16 protein-coding genes are annotated in these 21,334 nt (G+C 72.8%); 3 read left to right on the top strand and 13 right to left on the bottom strand.

The features are described 5' to 3' along the window. The 9 genes from H9623_RS20005 to H9623_RS09235 all read right to left on the bottom strand — a co-directional run. A partial coding sequence (locus H9623_RS20005; protein ID WP_193719759.1) for a PfkB family carbohydrate kinase occupies positions 1 to 1,704 on the bottom strand: 1,704 nt, incomplete at its 3' end. Further along, positions 1,701 to 2,933 carry an AGE family epimerase/isomerase gene (locus tag H9623_RS09200; RefSeq protein WP_193719760.1) on the bottom strand — a complete coding sequence of 411 codons (1,233 nt, stop codon included), beginning with the start codon at positions 2,931 to 2,933 and terminating at the stop codon, positions 1,701 to 1,703. The genes H9623_RS09200 and H9623_RS20005, both read right to left, overlap by 4 nt. After that, on the bottom strand, positions 2,930 to 5,464 hold the full coding sequence (locus H9623_RS09205) for a glycoside hydrolase family 2 protein (RefSeq protein WP_193719761.1): 2,535 nt from the start codon (positions 5,462 to 5,464) through the stop codon (positions 2,930 to 2,932). The genes H9623_RS09200 and H9623_RS09205 overlap by 4 nt, the downstream gene beginning before the upstream one ends. After that, positions 5,461 to 6,327, bottom strand: coding sequence for a carbohydrate ABC transporter permease (locus H9623_RS09210; RefSeq protein WP_193719857.1), 867 nt, complete (start codon positions 6,325 to 6,327; stop codon positions 5,461 to 5,463). The genes H9623_RS09205 and H9623_RS09210 overlap by 4 nt, the downstream gene beginning before the upstream one ends. A gap of 80 nt (positions 6,328 to 6,407) precedes the next feature. Then, a complete protein-coding gene (locus tag H9623_RS09215) occupies positions 6,408 to 7,337 on the bottom strand; it encodes a carbohydrate ABC transporter permease (protein ID WP_193719762.1) in 930 nt (309 codons plus the stop codon). Positions 7,338 to 7,437: 100 nt separating this feature from the next. After that, positions 7,438 to 8,700, bottom strand: coding sequence for an ABC transporter substrate-binding protein (locus tag H9623_RS09220; protein WP_227748437.1), 1,263 nt, complete (start codon positions 8,698 to 8,700; stop codon positions 7,438 to 7,440). Positions 8,701 to 8,914: 214 nt separating this feature from the next. Further along, the gene (locus H9623_RS09225; protein WP_193719764.1) at positions 8,915 to 9,934 is read right to left on the bottom strand and encodes a LacI family DNA-binding transcriptional regulator; all 1,020 of its coding nucleotides are present in this window, start codon (positions 9,932 to 9,934) and stop codon (positions 8,915 to 8,917) included. Positions 9,935 to 10,137: 203 nt separating this feature from the next. Continuing rightward, complete coding sequence (locus tag H9623_RS09230) at positions 10,138 to 10,599, bottom strand: hypothetical protein (RefSeq protein ID WP_193719765.1); 462 nt, start codon at positions 10,597 to 10,599, stop codon at positions 10,138 to 10,140. 76 nt (positions 10,600 to 10,675) lie between these two features. Then, positions 10,676 to 11,452: an SDR family oxidoreductase gene (locus H9623_RS09235; protein ID WP_193719766.1), complete on the bottom strand. Its 777-nt coding sequence runs from the start codon at positions 11,450 to 11,452 to the stop codon at positions 10,676 to 10,678. A 182-nt stretch (positions 11,453 to 11,634) separates the two neighbouring features. Here H9623_RS09235 and H9623_RS09240 point away from each other — a divergent pair, with 182 nt between their 5' ends. Beyond that, positions 11,635 to 12,264, top strand: coding sequence for a hypothetical protein (locus H9623_RS09240; protein WP_193719767.1), 630 nt, complete (start codon positions 11,635 to 11,637; stop codon positions 12,262 to 12,264). Positions 12,265 to 12,286: 22 nt separating this feature from the next. Here the strand turns inward: H9623_RS09240 and H9623_RS09245 are convergent, their stop codons facing one another. From H9623_RS09245 to H9623_RS09255, 3 genes are read right to left on the bottom strand one after another with little or no spacing between them, the layout of a single operon-like run. Then, entirely contained in the window at positions 12,287 to 12,802 is a 516-nt protein-coding gene (locus H9623_RS09245; RefSeq protein WP_193719768.1) for a MarR family winged helix-turn-helix transcriptional regulator, read from the bottom strand. Further along, positions 12,799 to 13,587, bottom strand: coding sequence for an SDR family NAD(P)-dependent oxidoreductase (locus H9623_RS09250; protein ID WP_193719769.1), 789 nt, complete (start codon positions 13,585 to 13,587; stop codon positions 12,799 to 12,801). The genes H9623_RS09245 and H9623_RS09250 overlap by 4 nt, the downstream gene beginning before the upstream one ends. 46 nt (positions 13,588 to 13,633) lie before the next feature. Continuing rightward, positions 13,634 to 14,065 (bottom strand): VanZ family protein, encoded by a 432-nt coding sequence (locus H9623_RS09255; RefSeq protein ID WP_193719770.1) that lies wholly within the window; start codon positions 14,063 to 14,065, stop codon positions 13,634 to 13,636. Between the two features lie 28 nt (positions 14,066 to 14,093). Between H9623_RS09255 and H9623_RS09260 the strand changes: the two genes are divergently transcribed. Together H9623_RS09260 and H9623_RS09265 are read left to right on the top strand one after the other, a co-directional pair. Beyond that, positions 14,094 to 14,540, top strand: a complete 447-nt coding sequence (locus H9623_RS09260; RefSeq protein WP_193719771.1) for a YchJ family protein — start codon at positions 14,094 to 14,096, stop codon at positions 14,538 to 14,540. Between the two features lie 47 nt (positions 14,541 to 14,587). Further along, positions 14,588 to 15,706, top strand: coding sequence for a threonine aldolase family protein (locus H9623_RS09265; protein ID WP_193719772.1), 1,119 nt, complete (start codon positions 14,588 to 14,590; stop codon positions 15,704 to 15,706). A 29-nt stretch (positions 15,707 to 15,735) separates the two neighbouring features. On the opposite strand, the gene H9623_RS09270 is transcribed toward H9623_RS09265, so the two are convergent. Beyond that, a complete protein-coding gene (locus H9623_RS09270; protein WP_193719773.1) occupies positions 15,736 to 21,249 on the bottom strand; it encodes a DUF5979 domain-containing protein in 5,514 nt (1,837 codons plus the stop codon). Between the last annotated feature and the right edge of the window lie 85 nt (positions 21,250 to 21,334).

Consider the following 21,334-nt stretch of genomic DNA (forward strand, 5'->3'; position numbering starts at 1 on the left):
GCCCGACGGCGCCCCGGCGAGCGTCCAGTCGTTGGGCCGGTCCGCCGACCCCTCGCGGCTCGGGCACCCCGCCTCGAGGAACACGAACGGCTTGTCCTCCCGGGCGACCACACGCTCGATCCGGTCGAGGTGCTCCTCCCACGTCCCCGTCGGGTAGTACCCCGACGAGCTGATGACGTCGACCGCGTCCCACCAGGTCAGCCGGTCCTCCTGGTACTTGTCGCAGTTGTACGTGACCAGGCCCGGGTACACCTCGCGCACCTGCCGGACGAGCTCACGCCACTCGTCCTCGCGAGCGTCGGCGCGGACCATCTCGCACCCCACGCTGAACATCTCGACGCCCTCCTCGGCCGCGATCCGGGCGTGGTGGACCACGAAGGTCGTGTACGACGCGAACCACGCGTCCCACGTCGGCTCGCCCGGCACGTCCTGGTCGAAGAACCCGATGTGCCCGCGCCAGGTCCCGTCCGCACTGTTGACCACGGGCTTGAGGCAGACCCGCCACCCTCGCCGCCGCGCCTCGCGCACCGCGAACCGGACCTCGTCGTCGGTGACCGTGGGCTCCTGGTCGAGCGGGACGTGCGTCGACTGCGCAGTCGCCTGCTCCGCCGCGTACGTGACCGCTACCCAGGTGACCGCGTCGAGAGCCTCGAGCTCGTCCATCGACCGCCGAGCCTCGGGCCCGTCCCACGTACCCCGGACGCCCGTCCACCCCCAGGTCATGCCAGCCACGGGAGCCCCGGCGAACGGCGCAGGCCGGACCGGGCCCACGGCGTCGGCGAGCTCGCTCCGCGTGGGCGGGTTGGCCCCGGCCCGCGAGACCGTGACCGACGCGGCCACCGCGGCTCGCCCCGCGGCCCACCGCAGCGCGGCGTCGGAGAGGCCGCGCAGCCGCTCCCGGCCACCGGGCCCGTGGACCCCCATGCCGGCGAGCGCGTCGAGCAGCACCCCCGTGAACGTGTCCCCCGCGCCGACCGTGTCGACGACGGTCACGGCCCGGCCCGGCACGTCCTCGGTGCGCCCGCCCGGGCGCACGAGCGTGCACCCGTCGCCTCCCCGCGTCACGACGACGAGGCCCGGACCCCACGACACCCATCGCCGCGCGACGTCGACCGGGTCCTCGTCGGGGAAGAACCAGGCCAGGTCCTCGTCGCTCGCCTTGACGACGTCGCTCAGCGCGACGAGCTCCTCGACCCTCGCGCGCGCCGCGAGCCCGTCCTCGACGAGCGCGGGGCGCGCGTTGGGATCGAGCGAGACGACGGAGTGCCGGCGCGCCCGCCGCACGGCGTCGCGCACGACGTCGGCGCCGGGAGCCAGGACCGTCGCGACCGACCCCACGTGCATGACCTCGGCCTCCGCGACGTCGACGTCCCGCAGGTCCCACGCCAGGTCGAACGCGTACGACGGGGACCCGGCAGGGTCGAGGGTCACGGTGGCCGTCGAGGTCCGTCCGGACGCGGGGACCTCGGCCCGCACGACCACGTCGCTGTCGGTGAGCCAGCGCCCCACGGCTTCGCCTCGCGCGTCGGGCGCGAACGTGGTCGCGAGCGCCACGTCGCGGCCCATCCGTCCGAGCGTGATCGCGACGTTGGCGGGGCTGCCCCCCGGGAGGTCGCGCGGGCCGCCCGATGCGTCCGGCACGACGTCCACGAGGGCCTCGCCGACGATCAGGAAACGCGGTCCGGTGCGCGCCGCGGGCGTCATGCCGAGACCAGCCCGTCGTGCGCGGCGCGAGCGAGGCTGGGACCCAGCGGGACACGCGGGAGCAACGTCGCCTGCACCGCGTGGTACAGGTCCGGCTTGCCAGGCCAGACACCGTCCGCCGGGACGTTGGACGCGTCGAGCTGGTGCCGCCACGACCCGCGGTCGACGTCCACGAGGTAGGTCACGACGTAGTCCCACCACCGGGCGTACAGGTCCGCGTACCGCGCCTCGCCCGTGCGCCGGTGCAGGGCGTCGGCCGCTCCGACCGCCTCGGCGGCGACCCAGTGCATGCGGTCGCGGACCACCGGGACTCCGGCCCAGTCGGTCGTGTAGACGAATCCCGGCGCTCCGTCCCGCGCCCAGCCGTCCTCGACCGCGCGGTCGAACAGGAGCGAGGCCGTGGAGGCCAGGCCCGACGGCGCCCGCTCACCGAGCGCCGCCTCGGCCTGCAGCAGGAGCCGGGCCCACTCGAGCCCGTGCCCGATCGTCGCGCCGTACGGCTTGAACGGGTCGTCCGGGCGGTCTCGGTTCAGGTCGGGCTGCGGGCCCCAGCCGTCGTCGAAGTGCTCGGGCAGGCGACTCTCGTTCTCCTCGGCCAGGGTGACCACGAACGCGCAGATGCGGGCCGCGCGGTCCCGCCAGGAGTCGTCGTCCAGGCAGTCGGCGACCGCGAGCATGGCCTCGACCGCGTGCATGTTCGCGTTGAGCCCCCGGTACGGGGCGACCACGGACCACGACACGTCCCACTCGTCGACGCAGCGCCCGGCCTCCTCGTCCCAGAAGCGGTCGAGGAAGACGCCCGACGCCTCGTCGAGGAGCTCACGCGCCCCCGGGATGCCCGCGAGGGTCGCACTCGACGCCGCGAGCAGGACGAAAGCGTGGTCGTAGCAGCTCTTGCCCGCCACGGTGTCGGGGACGCCGTGCTCCGAGAGGGCGTGGTACCAACCGCCGGCGCGGGCGTCCCGCAGCCCCCCGGTCAGCCCCGCGAGCGCCCCCGCCGCGACGCCCGCAGAGCCGGGCACCCCGAGCAGGGCCCCCAGGCTGTACACGTGCACGGTCCGCGCCGTGATCCACGTCTGGACGCCGCGCGAGGGATCGGGGACCCCGTCGTCGTCCAGGTAGGCCGCGCCCCCGCCCGGGAGCACCACGTGCCGCCCGAACCCGAGCAGCCGACGGCACTCCGCGTCGAGCCACGACCGGTGCGTGGGGAGCGTCTGCCAGGGCCTCATCGGGTCACCTCCGTGACGAGCTGGTTCGCGTGCCGCAGGACCCGCGGGTCGGCGAGCGCGGCGAGGTCGATCTCGCCGGGGCACGTGACCTCGAACGTCACGGACTCCCCGGGGAGCAGGGTCACGAGCATGTCGTCGACGACGGCGTCCGGGGCGACCTTGTCGGCCAGGAGCGCGAGATCCTGGACCAGGACGTCGGTCGTGACCCGCACGCGGGCGCCTGTCGCGGTGCGGACCGGCTCGACGACGAGCCCGGGCGTCTCCAGCGCGCTGTCACGGGGCTCGGCGAAGAACCACGTCGCGCGCTCGGCCCCCAGGGTCGCCACGAGGACCTCTCCGGTCGGCGTGTCGGTCGCAGCGACGTCGGGTGGCACGGGGACCGTCGCCGTCGCGCGCGCCCCCACCTCGACCGGGACCTTGACGCCCTGGAGCTCGACGCCGTCGAACCGGAGCCTGCGGATCACCAGGTCTCCCGTCCACGCCTCGCCCGAGTCGTTGACGACGGCCACGGCGAGCGGCATGCCAGGCTGGTCGTCGCGCGGCTGGATCGTGACGAGCCGGTCCGCGTACGCATGCTTGAGGGCGTACAGCAGCGGCTTGGCGTGCCCGTCGCCGTCCACCGCGGACCACGAGGTCACGGGCCAGCAGTCGTTGAGCTGCCAGACGACCGAGCCCATGCAGACCGGGCTCCACGAGCGCAGGTGCTCGACCGCGACCCGTACCGCGGTCGCCTGGTTGAGGGACATGGCCCAGTGCCAGTCCTCCATGTCGTCGGGCAGCGGCAGGTGCGCCACGAGCCCGTCGACGAGCTTGTCGTTGCCCTGCATCGCCTTCTGGTGCACGAGCATGCCGGGCGACTCCGGGGTCAACGGGTCGTCGCTGATCGCTCGCGTGAGCGTCGACCAGGTGGGCGGCCCCTGCCACCCGAACTCGGCGAGGAAGCGGGGGACGACGTCGCGGTAGTGCGGGTAGTCCTGCCGGTTCCACAGCTCCCACGAGTGCATCGACCCGTGCGCGGGGTCGTTCGGGTAGACGTCCAGGCTCCCCGACCACGGGCTCGACGGCGTGTAGTCGCGCGCCGGGTCGAGCTCGGCCAGGAGCTGCGGGAGGAGCTCGGTGTAGTAGCCGAGGCCCCACGTCCTGCCGTCGAGGCGCTTCTCCCAGCCCCAGTCCTGGTAGCCCCAGATGTTCTCGTTGCTGCCGTTCCACAGCACGAGGGAGGCATGGTGCGCGAGCCGCACGACGTTGTCGCGGACCTCGGCCTCGACCTCGCCGCGCAGCGGCTCCTCCTCGGCGTACGCGGCGCACGCGAACAGGAAGTCCTGCCACGTGAGGATGCCGCGCTCGTCGCACAGGTCGTAGAAGTCGTCGGCCTCGTAGATCCCGCCGCCCCAGACGCGCAGCAGGTTGATGTTCGCGGTCTGCGCCTGGGCGATGCGCGCGGCGTACCGCTCGCGCGTCACGCGGTGCGGGAACGCGTCGTCGGGGATCCAGTTGGCGCCGCGCACGAACACGGGTCGCCCGTTGACGACGAACCGGAACGACGTCCCGTGCTCGTCGGGCTCCATCTCCAGGCGCACCGTGCGGAAGCCGACGCGTCGGTGCGCCCGGTCGAGCCGGTACGTCCCGCACGCGAGGGTCGCCTCGACGTCGTGGAGCGGCTGGTCGCCGTACCCCTGCGGCCACCACAGGGCGACCGCAGGGACGACGACGTCGACCGTCGCCGAGGTCTCCCCCTGCGTTACCTCGACGACCGTCTGCGCCCCCGCGACCTGGACGCCCAGACGGAGCGCGTCCGTCCCGGACGCCGTGCGCTCCACCTCGACCTGGACGCGGACCCGGCCCGGGGCGAGCGTCTGGCCCGGGCCGCCGTCGAGCGCGCCGTCCTCGACCGAGGCCTCGACCCGCACCACGGACAGCCTCGCGACCGACCAGGACTCGAGCCGTACGGGTCGCCAGATGCCCGACGTCGCGGTGTCGAGCCCCCAGTCCCAGCCGAAGCTGCACGCCATCTTGCGGATGGCGTTGAACGGGTGCTTGTTGACCTGCGGGCGGTACCCCAGCGCGAGGCTCTGCCGGTCGGCGTGCCGCACGGGCGACGCGAAGCGGACCACGAGGTCGTTGTCCCCGACGCGCAGCGCGCCCGACACGTCGAACCGGTAGGTGCGGTGCATGTTCGCGGTCGACCCCAGCACCTGGCCGTTGAGCCGCACCTCGGCCACGGTGTCGAGCCCGTCGAAGACCAGGTCGTGCCGCTCGTGCGCCGCAGCCTCCTCGGCCGTCCAGCCGAGCGTGGTGCGGTACTCCCAGTCGCACCTGCCGATCCACCCGAGCAGACCCTCGTTGTCGTCGAGGTACGGGTCGGGGATCAGCCCTGCCGCCAGAAGGTCCGTGTGCACGCTGCCCGGCACGGTCGCCGGGACGCCTACGAGGTCCGCGGCCTGGGGGGCCGCCGCCTGCGCGACCGAGAGGGTCCAGCCCTCGTGCACCTCCCGGGCGACAAGGGGCCGGGGGGCGTGCTGCTCTGTCACTTGGTAGCTCCTGAGGTGAGTCCGCTGTAGATGTGCCGCTGGAGCAGGAGGAAGGCGATGAGCGTCGGCACGATCACGAGGATCGTGCCGGCCGCGATGACCTCCCACTGCGACCCGTACGGCCCCTTGAAACGGAACAGCGAGGTCGAGATGACACCGAGGTCCCGCGAGGGCATGTAGAGGAAGGGGATGTAGAACTCGTTGTAGATCGCGAGACCCTTGATGATGACGACCGTGGCGATCGCGGGGCGCAGCAGCGGGAAGACGATGCGCGAGTAGATCGTCAGCCGGTTCGCGCCGTCCAGCATCGCGGCCTCGTCGAGAGAGCGCGGGATCGACCGCATGAACTGCAGGAAGATATAGATCGCGATGATGTCGGTGCCCATGAACAGCACGATCGCCGCCCCGCGGGTGTTGAAGAGTCCCAGGCCGTTGATGATCTGGAAGGTCGCCACCTGCGTCGTGACCGCAGGGACCAGGGTCGCGAGCAGGAACAGCCCCATGACGAGGCGACGCCCCCGGAAGTCGAACCGGTCCACCGCGTAGGCGGTCATGGTGCCGATGAGGATGGTCCCCGTGAGCGAGACGACGAGGATGACCGTCGTGTTGAGGAACCCCTCGAGCATGTTGCCGCGGGTGAACGCGGTCACGAAGTTCTCGAGGTTGAACCAGTCGGAGGGCGGGTCGAGCGGTCCCGTCGTCGCGTACTCCTCGCGCGACTTGAACGCAGCCATGAAGATCGTCACCAGGGGCACGATCGCCACGGCGCACGCGATGACGAGCGAGACGTACTTGAACGTGGTGCCCAGGGGGCCGAGGACCGCGCTGAACGACCTGGTCCGCTGCGCAAGACCTTGTCGCATCCGCTCGCTGGTACGGGGCGGCGCCGGGCGCTGAGGTCCGGGGCTCGCGACGGGCCGGGCGGGGGTGACGTGCTGCTGGCTCATGCCAGGTCTCCCTTCTCCTCCGGGAAGAACCGGCGCTGGACCCAGCTCACGAGGAGCACGAGGAGCAGCAGGACGACGGCCATCGCCGACGCGAGTCCGACCTTGGAGAACTTGAACGCGGTGTTGATCGTCTGGATGACGAAGGTCTCGGAGCCGTTCGCGCCGCCCGTCATGATGAACGGGATCTCGAAGACCGACAGCGCCCCCGAGACCGCCAGGATGAGCGAGAGCCCGACGATCTGGCTGATGCTCGGGAGGATGATGAAGCGGAACTTCTGCCAGGAGCTGGCCCCGTCGAGCTCCGCCGCCTCGTAGAGCTCGGTCGGGATCGACTGGATCGCCCCGAGGAACAGGACGAAGTTGAGGCCCATGTAGCGCCACACCGACGTCGCGGCGAGCGAGACGTTGACGAGCGACGGGTCGCCGAGCCACTGAGGGCCGTCCTGGACTCCCACGAGCGCCAGGAGGGCGTCGAGCGTCCCACCCGGTCGGAAGAAGAAGAGGAAGACCAGGCCGATCGCGACGCCGTTGAGCAGGTAGGGGAAGAAGATGATGCCCTTGAACCAGTTCCGGAACCGCGTGCTGAAGCTGAGCACGGTCGCGAAGTACATCGCCAGCACGAGCTGGAGGAACGCCCCGACCAGGTAGTAGACGCTGACGAGGAAGACGCGGAAGATCTCCGGCCGGGTGAAGATCTCGACGTAGTTCTGGAAGCCGACGGGTTCCTTGACGGCGTCGAGCCCGTCCCAGGACGTGAAGCTGTACCAGACCATGTTCGCGACGGGGACGTACGTGAACAGGATCAGCAGCCCCAGCGGGACGGCGAGGAAGAGCCAGGGCGTGATCTTCCACCCTCGGCGGGCAGGGCGCGGGCTGCCCGGGCTACGGGAGCCCGCAGCGCGCACCCGCGCGGTCGTTCCACTCATGACGGCCATGACGTGCTCATTTCTCCGGGAGATTCTCAGGGAGCGGCACGGTGGGGACCTCGACGGGTCGAGGTCCCCACCGTGCGGTGCGGGCCGGCGGTCAGCCGTCGTTGGCGATACGCGCGCTGTCCCAGCGCGAGTTGAGGTCCTCGAAGAACGAGAGCCGGTCCCCCGAGCCCGCGCCGCGAGCCACGTCGATGAGGGCACGCCGGTACTGGTCTCCGAAGAGGTCGATCTCGGCCTCGTTGTAGATGTCGGAGTCGAGCGACTCCTGGCCTGCGGGCGACGGCGTGAGCTCGATCTGCTGGACGCCGAACGTGTCGAAGTCCTTCAGGGTGTCCGGGCTCTCGGCGCCGACGACGGGAGAGATCCCGCCCTCGTCGACCGCGAAGGTCGACTCGGTCACGAACCAGTCGAGCCAGGCACGCGCGGCGGCCTTGTTGTCGGAGTGCTTGGAGATCCCGAGCTTGTAGTCACCGCCGACGCGGGACTGGAACGCGTCGTCGGTCTTCCACGGCATGGGCCAGATGGAGATGTCCTCCGGAGCGCCTCCCACGGTCTCGGTCGCGGCCTGGATCTGCGGGACGGCCCAGGAACCGAGGACCATGGTCGCGACGTCGCCCGAGGCGAGAAGGTTCTTGGACTCCTCCCAGTTGGTCGTGGTGGGGTCTGCCTCGGACAGACCACCGGCGACGACGTCGAAGAGCAGGCTGTCGAGCGCGTACTGCTCGTTGCCGTCGGACCACGGTGCTTCCTGGGCGTCGCGGATCTGGACCGCCTCGGCCCCGGCGAAGCTGCCCTGGTTGTTCTGCCACTGCGACAGCGGCCAGCCATCGGCGTAGTTCGTGTAGTACGGGGTCGCGTCGGTCTTCTCCCCGACGGCTTCGAGGGCGTCGAGGAACGCTTGCGGGGTCGTGGGCGGCTCGGTGATCCCGGCCTCGGCCCAGACCTTCTTGTTGAGCACGTAGCCGTTGGCCGTGCCGAAGGTGGCGATGCCGTAGACCTGGCCCTCGTAGGCCTGCTCGTCGATGAACCGGTAGGTCGCGGACAGCGCGTCGACGGTGTCGAGGGGCTCGAAGAACTGCGGGAGCTGGTCCTTGGTGACCGAGTTGGGCACCAGCAGGACGTCGCCGTAGTCCTGGGAGTTGAGGCGGATCGAGACGTCGCCCTCATAGTCGGTGATGGCCTCGAACTCGACGTCGATGTCGGGGTAGGTCTTCTGGAACTCGGTGACGTAGTCCCGCAGGGTCGTCTCGACGATGTCGGTGCGGTTGGTGAGGACCGTGATGGTCCCCGACAGGCCTCCCTCGCCCGATCCACCGTCGTCACCGGTCGAGCAGGCGGTCAATGTCAGCGCTGTCATCACTGCCAGAGCAGACGCTGCGTGCTTCCTTGCCATGGTGTTCTTCCCATCTCGCTGTCGTCATTGACGCACGCCGGTCAGCAGCACTGCGGGACCCTCGCTCATCGAGCTCATCGAGACGGTCCGCGGCCTTCTCTGGCGCAACGAGAACAAATTAAGCGCTTAAGTTCCGTTAAGTCAAAGGTGACAGGTCACGATCCGGCAACGGAACCGGTCATGCCCCGGGCGCCCGCGCCGTCGTCCCACGCGGTCGCAGCGCGGGGGTCGAGTCGAGGAATGCAGCGGGCGGGGCTCCGTCCATGCGGTCGAAGAGCCGCCGCGCCACGTGCGCGCCGTACCGGGTCACGTCGTGGCTGAGCGCCGAGAGCCGGGGGTAGGTCGCCTCGCACAGGGGCGAGTCGTCCCACGCGATGATCGACAGGTCACCGGGGACCTTCGTGCCCATCTCGCTCGCGACCCCGAGCCCCGAGAGCGCCATCACGTCGTTGTCGTAGATGATCGCCGACGGCGGAGCGTCGGACGCGAGGAGCGCCCGGGTCCCCGCCGCGCCCTCGACGGCCGTGTAGTCGGTGCGCACGACCGTCCCCTCGACGCCCAGCCGCGCGGTCTCGAGCGCGAACGCGTCGTCACGGATGTGGGTGTGCCCGAAGCTCTCCACCCCGGCCACCCGCGCGATCCTCCGGTGCCCCATCATGTGCAGGTAGCGCACGCTCTCCCGCATCGCGGCGGCGTCGTCGGTCCAGACGTTCGGCAGCCCTCCCGCCAGGGACGTGTCCCCGACGACGACGGCCGGCAACGCGTCGGGGCCCTGCAGGAGCTCGATCCGCGGGTCGTCCACCCGGGGGTCGACCATGATCACGCCGTCGACCCGCCGCGCTGCCCGCCACTGCCGGTAGGTCCGGACCTCGGTCTCCAGGTCAGGGACGACCTGGAGCAGGAGCGCGTACGAGCGCTTCGTCAGCTCCGACTCGATGCCCGCGAGGAACTGCATGTAGAAGGACTCGACCCCGAGCATCCCGGGGTCGCGCGCGAGGACCAGACCGATCGTCTCCGTCTTCGCACCGGACAGCGACCTCGCCGCAGAGCTGGGCGCCCACCCCATGTCGGCGGCGATCTGCAGGATGCGTGCGCGCGTCTCGTCGGACACCCCGGGCCGGTCGTTGAGCGCGTACGACACCGCGCCGGTCGAGACACCCGCCTGCCGCGCGATGTCGGCGATCGTGATGCGCGCCACCCTGCTCCTCCTTGCTCGGGACGGGACCCTCGTCGTCATCGACGGCACCCAGGAGCCGCACCCTCACCGCCCGCTCGTGCCCGAGGCCCGACCACGGGACCGAGGGTCAAGTCTGCCACCGCGAGCCGCGTGCACCGCCCGACCTGACGCCTGACGGCGCCGCTCACCTCCGGGGTGGGCGGCGCCGTCGGGCCGTGGTCTCCTCAGGTGCGCACCGCGAACGCCGCGGACGACAGCGCGACGGCGTCCTCCGCGACCGCGAGCTGCCAGTCCGGCGCCCAGCCGCTCGCGGCGAGCCGCCACATCGCACCGCCCGCCGTCCCGACGGCTGCGGCCACCGCCCCGAGGACCACGGGCGCGAGCACGCCGACGCCCGCACGGCGCGCGAGGGCCAGCCCGCCGAGCGCCCCCGACGCCATGCGGATCGCGGGCCCGGGCGGCTCGAGGCGTGAGCCCGCGCTCGGCAGCTTGTCGCCCGTGAGCTCGGCCGCGACCCCCAGCCCCGCAGCCACCTTGGCCGTCACGCCCCCCGGCCCGGGGAGCGCCGACGTCAGGATCGGCGCAGCCAGGCCGAGCGACGCCCGACTGCCCGCCGCGACGCCGAGCGCGACCGATCGGACCAGGACGTCGAGGGAGAGGTACGGGGCGTCGGCGGCTCGGGTCATGCTCTCCACGATCGTGCCGAGCCGGACGTCCGGCAACCGCAGGCAGCCGCGCCGGCACGGCGGTCGCAGGCAGGGGTCAGCGCGGAGGACCGTACCGCGCCAGCAGGTGCTGCCCGTACGTCTGCGTCCCGTAGGGCTCGCCCGGCACCAGGTGGTGCCCGGCCGCGTACGCGCCGAACGTCCGGCCCGGGAGCCGCACGCGCACGACGGCACGACGCCGCCCGGTCGCCCGCAGCCACGCGCGGGCGGCCTCGCGACCCGTGATCCGCTCGGGCCCGCCGATGTCCGCCGCCCGGCCCGAGGGCCCGGCGCCGACGATCTCCACGAGGCGCGCGGCGACCTCGGGCACGGCGATCGGCTGGACCTGGAGCCACGGGGTGAGCAGGGCGGGCGAGAGGTGCTGCGCCGCGAAGAGGCCGTCCACGAACTCGTGGAACTGCGTGGCCCGCAGGATCGTGTGCGGCAGCCCGGACGCGGTGAGCATCTGCTCGACCTCGAGCTTGGCGCGGTAGTAGCCGAGGGGGATCTGGTCGACGCCCACGATCGACACGAGCACGACGTGCCCCACTGACGCGTCCTGGGCGGCGGCCACGAGGCGTCGCCCCATCTCGACGTCGGCCCGGGGACCGCGTGTCGCGAGGTGCAGGACGGTCTGCACGCCGTCGAACGCCTCACGCAGGCCCTGGCCCGTCGTGAGGTCGCCCGTCACGACGGTCGCACCGGGAGCGGCCGCGCGGCCGGTCGAGGGGCTCGCCGACCGGCTGAGGACGCGGACGTCGTGCCCGTCGTCACGCAGGAGGGCCACCGTGGGCGTGCCGAGGGTGCCGGTGCCGCCGGTCACGAGGATCGTCATGCAGGCATCCTCCCTCTCTGCGGTCCACCCGGCACGCGCTGCCGACCGGGCCGGCGGGCAGCCCCCGGATCCCGGCCCCACCTCGCTCCGGCGTCACCCACAGGCGGCACCTCTGCACGCCCGTCCACAGGAGGCCGCGCGCTCCCGGTCCACGACGCGACGGGCCGGGCACGCTACCGCCCATGAGCCACGGCAACCGGACCCCGCACCCCCGACGACGAGCCACCCCTCGGCACCCCGTCTCGCCCCTCGGCGTGCCCAGGCTGCGCGCCCTGTGGAGGCACCAGGCCGCCGAGGCCAACGGCCCCGGCGGGTTCCACCACGTCCACGGCCCCCACACGCACGGCTGGCTGCTCGACGACGCCGTCCCCGAGCTCCTGGAACCGGTCCTGCACCCCGAGGACGACCCCCTCGAACCGACGTTCTTCGCGAGCCTCGACGGTCCCCTCGCCGAGGCGCTCCTCGCCCGGCTCGCCCCCGCACGGCTCGCGCACAGGACGAACGGGTCGCCGCCCCTGAGGAGCCTGCTCCGCGCAGCCGCCGAGCACCCCGACGACGTGCGGCTCCACGGGTACGTCCTGGGGCCGGGGCGCTGCGACGAGCGGATCGTCGCCGAGGGGGCCGTCGTGCGCTTCGAGGCGGACCTGCTCGTCACCGAGCAGCACACCCCGGACTGCGAGTGCGAGCTGCTGTGGGCCTACGCCGTGGACGAGCTGGGGCTCGGCGACGCGGTCCACGCACCGCACCGCATCCACCCGCTCCAGCGCGCGGACGCGCCGGGCGAGACGTGGTGGCGGCTGCTGTGGGCGTAGCGGGGCGGGCGCGCGCCGCACCTCAGGACCGGTCGAGGAACGCCTCGCTGGCGCTCTCGAAGCGCCGCATGAGCGCTGCGAAGGCCACCCGGTCCTGGGGTGCCCACCCGTCGAGCAGCTCGTCGACGAGCCTGTCGCCCGCCGCGACGAACACCCTCGCGACCCGGGCCCCCTCCTCGGTGAGGTGGACGCGCGACGCACGGGCGTCGTCGGGGTCCTGGCGCCGCTCGGTGAGGCCCGCCGCGTCGAGGCGGCGCAGGATCTTGCTCACGTTCGACGGCCCCGTCGACAGGTGCTCCGCGATGGCCGAGGGACGGCGCGGCCCCTGCCGCCACACGACCGTGAGCACCACGACGGCCGGGGAGTCCAGGTCGATCCCCTCACGGGCCGCGACCGCTGCGAGGAAGTCACCGCTCGTCCACAGGCCCATGACCCGCACCAGCGAGTCGAGCAGGTCGGAGCGGTACGCGGGGACCCGCGGGTCGCCCGGGGCGGGGCCGTCGGCCGGCCCCGCCCCGGGGAGTGGTGCGTCGGTCACGCGACCAGTGTGCCGCCGTCGACCGGGAGGACCACACCGGTGATGAAGCTGGCCTGGTCGGACAGCAGGAAGACGACGGCGTTCGCGATCTCGGCCGGCTGGCCCAGGCGCTTCATGGGGACGTCGGCGGCGTATCCCGCACGGGCCTCCTCGGGCAGCGACGCGAGCGCGGCCGTCTCGATCGCGCCGGGCGCGACGGCGTTGATGCGGATCCCGTCGGTCACGTACTCGACCGCGGTGCCGCGCGTGAGGGACACGACGCCCGCCTTGGCGGCCGAGTAGGGCGACAGGCTCGGCGAGGCCTTGAGGCCCGCGATCGAGGCGATGTTGACGATGCTGCCGCCACCGTTGCCGAGCATGTGGGCGATCTCGGCCTTCATCGACAGGAAGGTCCCGCGCAGCGTGACGTCGAGCGTGCGGTCCCAGCCGTCCTCGGGCATCTCGTCGATGCGGAAGGGCCGGGTGCCCACGCCCGCGTTGTTGACCGCGAGGTGCAGGCCACCGAAGGTCTCGACGGCGAACGCGACGAGCGCGGTGACGTCCGCGGGGTCGGCCACGTTGGCGCGACGGTAGGCCGCGCGCCCGCCGGCTGCCTCGATCTCGGCGACGACCCGTGCACCGGCCTCGTCGTTGACGTCGGAGACGACGACGGCCGCCCCCTGGGCGGCGAGCCGCTTCGCGACCGCCTCCCCGATGCCGGCTCCGGACGCGGTGACGAGGGCGACCTTGCCGGTGAACGGTGCGGCGCCGTCGACGGGCGTGCCGGTGGAGAGGGGGGTGGACATGGGTACCTCCGGGTGACGATGCGAGAATTTTTGTGTCGTCGCGACACTATCTTGCAGTCAACGGGCGTCGCCCGCCCAGAATTCCCGCGACGGCCGCCGCACCCACGAGAGCCCCCGTGGTGTTCATCACGACGTCCTGCACGGTCGAGTAGCGCCCGGGGATCACGAGCTGCGTCAGCTCGATCGCGAGCGACAGCGCGAAGCCGGCCAGCACCACGAGCCCTGCCGCGCGCCAGATCGGCACCGCCTGGCGCGTCCCCGACACCACGAGCAGCCCCAGGACGCCGAACGGCAGGAACATCACGACGTTGGACGCGGCCTCGAGGAACGCGACCGTCAGGGGCACCCCCACCGAGCGGAACGCGTCGACGACTGCGAGCGCCCAGCCCGGGGCCGCGGTGGACTCGGGCGACGGCCAGCACGTCACGACCAGGACGGCGGCGAGGTAGACCGCGAAGGTCCAGCGGAGGGTACGCACGGCTCACACCCTACGGAAGGATGGTCGGATGACCGCGACCTGGCCCCTGCCCGACGACGCCCGCTGCCCGTGCCTGTCCGGAGAGACGTACGGGGCGTGCTGCGGGCGCTTCCACCACGGGACCCCCACGGGTCCGGGCACGGGCAGCCCCGGCACGCTGACGGCCCCGACCGCCGAGGCCCTCATGCGCTCGCGCTACGCCGCGTTCGTGGTCGGCGACGTCGACTACCTGCTCGCGACCTGGCACCCCTCGACCCGGCCCGCGGGGCTGGAGCTCGACGACGACGTGACGTGGCGCCGCCTGGACATCGTCTCGACGAGCGCGGGCGGCCCGCTCGACCGGACGGGCGTCGTGGAGTTCGTGGCCCGCTTCCGGTCTGCGGAGTCGCGCGAGCGCGGATCGTTGCACGAGGTCAGCACGTTCGTCCGGGAGGACGGGCGCTGGTACTACGTGGACGGGGCGCACCGGGGCTGACCCCTCCCCCGCGGACGGCCACGTCGTGCTCGGCATACCCTGACCGGGTGCCCCAGACCCGCTCGTTCGCGTCCGACAACTACGCCCCGGCCCACCCGGCGGTCCTCGCGGCCCTGACCGCGGCGAACGTGGGCCACGCCGGTTCGTACGGCGCGGACCCGTGGACCGAGCGCCTCCAGGAGGTCGTCCGCCACCACTTCGGCGAGCAGGCCACGGCGTACCCGGTGTTCAACGGGACGGGCGCGAACGTCGTCGCGCTCACGTCGATGCTGCCGCGCTGGGGTGCGGCCGTGACGTCGGAGCACGCGCACGTCCACCAGGACGAGAACGGAGCCCCCGAGCGCGTCGGCGGGATCAAGCTCCTCACGGTCACCGCACCGGACGGGAAGCTGACACCGGGCGCGGTCGACCGGTTCGTGGGCGACCTGGGCGACCAGCACCGCGCGCAACCGCTCGTCGTCTCGATCACGCAGGCGACCGAGCTGGGCACGGTCTACTCGCCCGAGGAGATCCGCGCGATCAGCGACCGCGCGCACGCGGCGGGGATGCGCGTCCACCTCGACGGCGCCCGGCTCGCGAACGCGGCGGCCTCACTGGGGGTGTCGCTGCGGGAGACCACGACCGACGTGGGTGTCGACGTCGTGTCGTTCGGCGGCACCAAGAACGGTCTGCTGTTCGGCGAGGCCGTCGTGGTCCTGGACCCCGACGCCGTCCAGGGTGTCGACCACGTCCGCAAGATGACCATGCAGCTCGCGTCCAAGATGCGCTTCGTCTCGGCGCAGCTCACGGCGCTGCTCGAGGACGACCTGTGGCGCACCGGCGCGGCGCACGCCAACGCGATGGCCGCACGCCTGCGTGCCGCGCTCTCGCCCGTGGCGAGCGGGGGAGAGGTGCCCGACGGCGGCACGCACGCGGCGCCGTCGGGCCTCGCGTTCTCCCAGACCACCCAGGCCAACGCCGTGTTCGCGGTCCTCCCGCGCGCCGCGGCCGAGGCCCTGCGCGCGGACTTCGCGTTCTACGACTGGGCCGCCGCCTCCCCGGACCCGGTCACGGGCGACGAGCGCGTCGAGGTCCGCTGGATGTGCTCGTGGGACACGACCACCGAGGACGTCGACGCGTTCGCGACCGCGGTCGGTGCGGCCCTGGAGGCCCCGGGGCAGGCCTGACCGTACGCCTGCCCCCGGGGCCGGCCGGCTCAGGCCCGACGGCGTCGCGCACCCACCAGGAGCAGCGCGCCTCCGCCGACCAGCAGCAGGGCCGTCGCGGCGATCCCCACGGCCCCGGACCCGGTGACGGCCAGCCCGGCCCCCGCGGTGTTGACGAGGGTCACGTCGACGACCTCACCGGGGCCGATCGTGACCGACGTGACGTCCTCGCCGTCGACCATGAAGACGGGCGTCCCCCACACCACGCCGTCGACGTCCGGGAGGTCGACCTCCTCGAGCTCGACGACCGTTCCCGCGGGGAGGTTCGCCGGGCCCTCGACGACCGTGCCGTCGGCGCGCAGCCGCAGGGTGCCCTCGGTGCGCTCGCCGTCGACGGTCGCGGAGAACGCGACCGTGAACTCGGTGCCGTCGGGGACCTTGGCGGCGTTCGGGCCGACGACCGCCTTGGCGACCGTGAGGCCGCCGACCTGCGCGGCGACGACGTCAGCGGTGTTGGTGAGGGTCACCGTGGTGCTCTCGCCCTCGGTGATCGTGACAGTGGCCGGGCTGAACACCGGCGGCCCCCACACGACCCCCGCGACCGCGGGCAGGTCGACCTCCGAGAACGACACGACCGTCCCCACCGGGAGGTCCTGCGGACCGTCGACCACGGTGCCGTCGGCCAGCACCTGCACGGTCCCGGTCACGACCTGGGCGTCGAGCCCGTACGAGTACGCGACCGTGAACGGGCTCCGCGGCGGGACACCCTGCGCACCGGAGCCCGCGACGACCTTGCGGATCGAGAAGCCGCCCGCGGGCTCGGCCCCGGCCGTGTTCGTCAGGGTCACGGTCGGGCTCCCGCCGTCCGCGATCGTGACCGAGGCCGGGCTGAACACCGGGGCGCCCCACACCACGCCGTCGACCGCGGGCAGGTCGACCTCCGCGAACGTGACGACCGTCCCGACCGGGAGGTTCTGCGGGCCGTCCACCACGGTGCCGTCGGCCGCGACCGTGAGCGCGCCCGTGGTCGACGTCCCGCCCAGGTCGTACGCGTACACGACCGTGAACTCGCTGTCGGCGGGCACCCGGTCGGCGGTCTCGCCGACGACGTCCTTGACGAGGGCGAAGCCGCCCGCGGGAGCCCGTCCCGCGGTGTTGGTCAGGGTGACCTCGACCGTCCGGTCCCTCCCGACGACGACCCGGTCGTGGCTGAGGACCGGGGTCCCCCACACCACGCCCTCGACGTCGGGAAGGTCCACCTCGCGCAGCTCCACGACCGTGCCCTCCACGAGGTTGCCGGGGAAGGACACCGGGGCGCCGACCGTCAGGCCGGCGAGCGTGCCCGTGACGGTCTGCGCGCCGAGCCCGTACGCGTACTCCACGGTGTACGCGGTCCCTGCCGGGACCAGGGCGGCCCCGTCGCCCTGGACGACCTTGGCGATCGAGAACGTGCCCACGGCGACGTCGGCCGTGTTGGTCAGGGTCACGGTCGGGTTGGCGCCGTCACCGATCGTGATCGACGTGACCGGCGTCCCGGCGACCGAGAACACCGGCGTGCCCCACGCGACGCCCACGACCTCCGGGGGCGTGAGCTCGCCGAACCTGACGACCGTGCCCGCGACGAGGTGCTGCGGGCCGTCGACCACGGTGCCGTCGCCGGACAGGCGCAGGGTCCCACCGGTCGTGACGCCGTCGATCGTGTACTCGTAGGTCGCGGCGAACTCGGTCCCCGTGGGCACCGCCGCGGCGGCCGCACCACGGAAGGCCTTGGCCATCGAGAACCCGCCCGTGGGCACGACGACCGCGTTCGCGGTGTTGGTCACGGTGACGGTCGGGTTGCCGCCGTCGCCGACGGTGACCGAGGTCGTCGGCCTGCCCCCGACCGTGAGGACCGGCGCGCCCCACACCACGCCGTCGACCGTGGGCGGCGCGAGCTCGCGGAGCGTCACGACCGTCCCGACGGGCAGGTTCTGGGGCCCGTCCACGACCGTGCCGTCCGCACGGACCGCGAGCGTGCCCGACGTCGTCGCACCGGCCAGGTCGTACGAGTACGCCACCGTGAATGTCGTGCCCGCCGGGACCAGGTCCGCCGCGGTCCCCGTGACCGCCTTGCGCACCGAGAAGCCGCCCGCCGGCTCGTCGCTCGCGGTGTTCGTCAGCGCGACCACGGGGTTCGTGCCGTCACCGATCACGAGCGACGTGACGGGCTGCCCGCCGACCGAGTAGGCGGGTGCACCCCACACGACGCCGTCGACCGACGGGAGGTCGACCTCGCCGAACGTCACGCGGGTCCCCTCCCGAAGGTTCTGGAGGCCCGTGGTCACGGCGCCGTCCGCGCCGACCGTGAGCGTGCCCGACGCCGTCGCACCGGCCAGCTCGTACGAGTACGCCACCGTGAACCTGGTGCCCGCGGGCACCAGGTCGGCGGCGTCGCCAGCGAGGGACTTGCGCACCGAGAAGCCACCCGTGGGCACGACGACCGCGTTCGCGGTGTTGGTCACGGTGACGGTCGGGTTGCCGCCGTCGCCGACGGTGACCGAGGTCGTCGGCCTGCCCCCGACCGTGAGGACCGGCGCGCCCCACACCACGCCGTCGACCGTGGGCGGCGCGAGCTCGCGGAGCGTCACGACCGTCCCGACGGGCAGGTTCTGGGGCCCGTCCACGACCGTGCCGTCCGCACGGACCGCGAGCGTGCCCGACGTCGTCGCACCGGCCAGGTCGTACGAGTACGCCACCGTGAATGTCGTGCCCGCCGGGACCAGGTCCGCCGCGGTCCCCGTGACCGCCTTGCGCACCGAGAAGCCGCCCGCCGGCTCGTCGCTCGCGGTGTTCGTCAGCGCGACCACGGGGTTCGTGCCGTCACCGATCACGATCGACGCCGGGCTGAACACCGGCGCGTCCCACACGACGCCGTCGAGCGACGGCAGAGCTTCCTCCTGGAAGGAGACGACCGTCCCGACGGGCAGGTTCTGCGGCCCTTCCTGCACCGACCCGTCCGCGCCGACCGTGAGCCGTCCGGACGTGGGCACGCCGTCCAGGTCGTAGGAGTACGCCACCGTGAACCGGGCGCTCGCGGGTACCTGACCGGCTGCCTCCCCGGTGACGGACTTGCGCACCGAGAAGCCGCCCGCGGGCTCGTCGCTCGCGGTGTTGGTCAGGGTGACGGTCTGGTTGCTGCCCTCGCCGACCGTGACCGAGGTGGTCGGACGGCCCCCGACCGAGAAGGTGGGAGCACCCCAGACGACGCCGTCGATCGACGGGAGGTCGACCTCGCCGAACGTCACGGCCGTCCCGGCAGGCAGGTTCTGCGGGCCGTCCTCGACAGTCCCGTCCGCCCTGACCAGGAGCGTGCCCGACGTCGGCGTCCCGTCGACCTCGTACGAGTACGCCACCGTGAACCGTGTGCCCGCCGGGACCAGGCCGGCGGCCTCCCCGGTGACGGCCTTCCGCACCGAGAACCCACCCACGGGGGTGGCAGCAGGGTCCGCCCCGTTGGTCACGGTCACGGCCGGGTTGCTGCCGTCGCCGATCACCAGCGACGTGGCGGGCTTCCCGTCGACCGTGAGGACGGGCGCGGCCCACACGACGCCGTCGACCGTGGGCGGCGCGAGCTCCGCGAACGTCACGAGGGTTCCCTCGCGAAGGTTCTGGGGACCTGCGACCAGGGCGCCGTCGGCCCCGACCGTGACCGTGCCCGACGTCGGGGCGCCGTCGACCTCGTAGGAGTACGACACGCTGAACTGGGTGCCTGCGGGCACCAGGCCGGCTGCCGCACCGGTGACCACCTTCTTCATCGAGAACCCGCCCACGGGCGCCACGACGGGGTGCGCGGTGTTGGTGACGGTGACGGTGGGGTTGCCGCCGTCACCGATCGTGACCGACGTGACGGGTTTCCCGTCGACCGTGAAGACCGGGGCGCCCCACACGACGCCGGGCACGGTCGGCAGGTCGGTCTCGGAGAACGTCACGACGGATCCGACGGGGAGGTCCTGGGGCCCGGCCTGCACGGTCCCGTCGGCGCCCACGCGGAGGGTGCCCGAGGTGGGCGCGCCGGCCAGCTCGTACGAGTACGCCACGGTGAACTCGGTGCCCGCCGGCACCAGGTCGGCCGCGTCCCCGTCGATCGCCTTCCCCACCGAGAACCCGCCCTGCTGCACTCGTGCGGTGTTCGTGAGGGTCACCGCGACGCTCCCGCCCTCGCCGATCGTGATCTCGTCCGAGGGACTGAACGACGGCGTGCCCCACGCGACGCCGGGGATCGTCGGCAGCGTGGGCTCGGAGAGCGTGACGACCGTCCCGGTCGTCAGGTGCGCCGGGCCGCTCACGAGGCGACCGTCGGCCGCCACGACCAGGTCGCCCGTGACCTGGGCACCACCGTCGGTGTAGGAGTAGCCCACCGTGAACGAGGTGGCGTCCGGCACGCGGCTCTCCGCGTCGCCGACCACGCGCTTGGTGACCGTGAACGTGCCCGTGTTCTCCGGGACGCACGCGAACGCGCCAGGCCCGATCCAGGGGTAGTTGTGGTGCTCGATCCCGTTGCCCACGACCCGGAGGTCTCCCCCGACGTAGAGGCGACCGCTCGTGCTGGTGCTGAGCGTGGCGTCCGCGAACGGCGCCAGGACCGTCCCCAGGAAGTGGTCGTTCTGGCCGATCGTGACGGTCCGCGCGTCGACGAAGTTCCACAGGATCCGCGACGACGCGTTGCCGATCCCCGGGGAGGACAGACCGTTGACCTGCGTGCCGTCGAACCGGACCGTGCCGAGGTCGATCGTCGCGTCCGCGCCGGTCACGTTGACCACGATCGGTGCGTCGGGGCCGACGCCCGTGAAGTCGACCTCGACCTTGGTACCCAGGGACGTCAGCGCGGAGGCCTCGACCGTGAAGGTGTGCAGGGAGGCGGAGGCGTCCGCCGCGAAGGAGACCTTCTTGCCCGAGCGCTCGATCCGGGCAGGCGTCGGATGTGCTGCGGCGAGGTCCGCCGACTGCTGGCGGACGACCCTGCCGAAGTCGCCGTAGGGTGCGACGGCCTCGGCCCCCAGGCCCGGCCGCACGGCGCCGCCGTTGGTGTCGATCGGGTGCGTGCTGGTGACGGTCCCGCCGACGTCGACGTTGCCGCCGCCGTCGACGTTCATGCCCACGTGCAGCTTGGTCGTCGACCCCACGGTCAGGCGTGCGCCCACCGCGAGCATCGTGGTCCCTCCGGGCGGGGTGATCTGGGAGCCCGCCCCGGCCGTCCCGACGTTGTACACGCCCTGCGAGGCCTTCTGGAACGTCGCGTCGCCCATGACGACCAGCAGGCCCTCGGACTCGGCGGCCGCGCCCGTCGCGGAGAAGTCGCCGCCCACGTAGACCGCGACGTTCGAGTCGGTGAAGGCGGGGACGTTGCCGACGCCCGGCATCTGCCCCGGGGCCGGGCATTGCGGGAGCTGCGACGCGGACGCGGGCGCGGTCGCGGCGGTGTCCACGAGTACCGCCCCGGTCAGCGCCAGGATGGCGGCGGTCGTGGCCGCGACGACCCTGCTGAGGGGGCTGCGGGTTCCGCGGGCCCGGCGGGGGGTGCTCATGAGGTTCTCCCGGTGAGTTGAACAGGTGTCCAACTCGGAAGACCCGGGCAGATGGGCAGGATGACGACAGTCGAGAGTGACGTGC

This window comes from Oerskovia douganii (assembly GCF_015142735.1).
Classification (GTDB): domain Bacteria; phylum Actinomycetota; class Actinomycetes; order Actinomycetales; family Cellulomonadaceae; genus Oerskovia; species Oerskovia douganii.

Coding starts and splice junctions, on each gene's coding strand:
- H9623_RS09200 (WP_193719760.1), bottom strand. CDS start 2,933: ATGAGGCCCTGGCAGACGCTCCCCACGCACCGGTCGTGGCTCGACGCG.
- H9623_RS09210 (WP_193719857.1), bottom strand. CDS start 6,327: ATGCGACAAGGTCTTGCGCAGCGGACCAGGTCGTTCAGCGCGGTCCTC.
- H9623_RS09215 (WP_193719762.1), bottom strand. CDS start 7,337: ATGAGTGGAACGACCGCGCGGGTGCGCGCTGCGGGCTCCCGTAGCCCG.
- H9623_RS09220 (WP_227748437.1), bottom strand. CDS start 8,700: ATGACAGCGCTGACATTGACCGCCTGCTCGACCGGTGACGACGGTGGA.
- H9623_RS09230 (WP_193719765.1), bottom strand. CDS start 10,599: ATGACCCGAGCCGCCGACGCCCCGTACCTCTCCCTCGACGTCCTGGTC.
- H9623_RS09235 (WP_193719766.1), bottom strand. CDS start 11,452: ATGACGATCCTCGTGACCGGCGGCACCGGCACCCTCGGCACGCCCACG.
- H9623_RS09240 (WP_193719767.1), top strand. CDS start 11,635: ATGAGCCACGGCAACCGGACCCCGCACCCCCGACGACGAGCCACCCCT.
- H9623_RS09250 (WP_193719769.1), bottom strand. CDS start 13,587: ATGTCCACCCCCCTCTCCACCGGCACGCCCGTCGACGGCGCCGCACCG.
- H9623_RS09260 (WP_193719771.1), top strand. CDS start 14,094: ATGACCGCGACCTGGCCCCTGCCCGACGACGCCCGCTGCCCGTGCCTG.
- H9623_RS09270 (WP_193719773.1), bottom strand. CDS start 21,249: ATGAGCACCCCCCGCCGGGCCCGCGGAACCCGCAGCCCCCTCAGCAGG.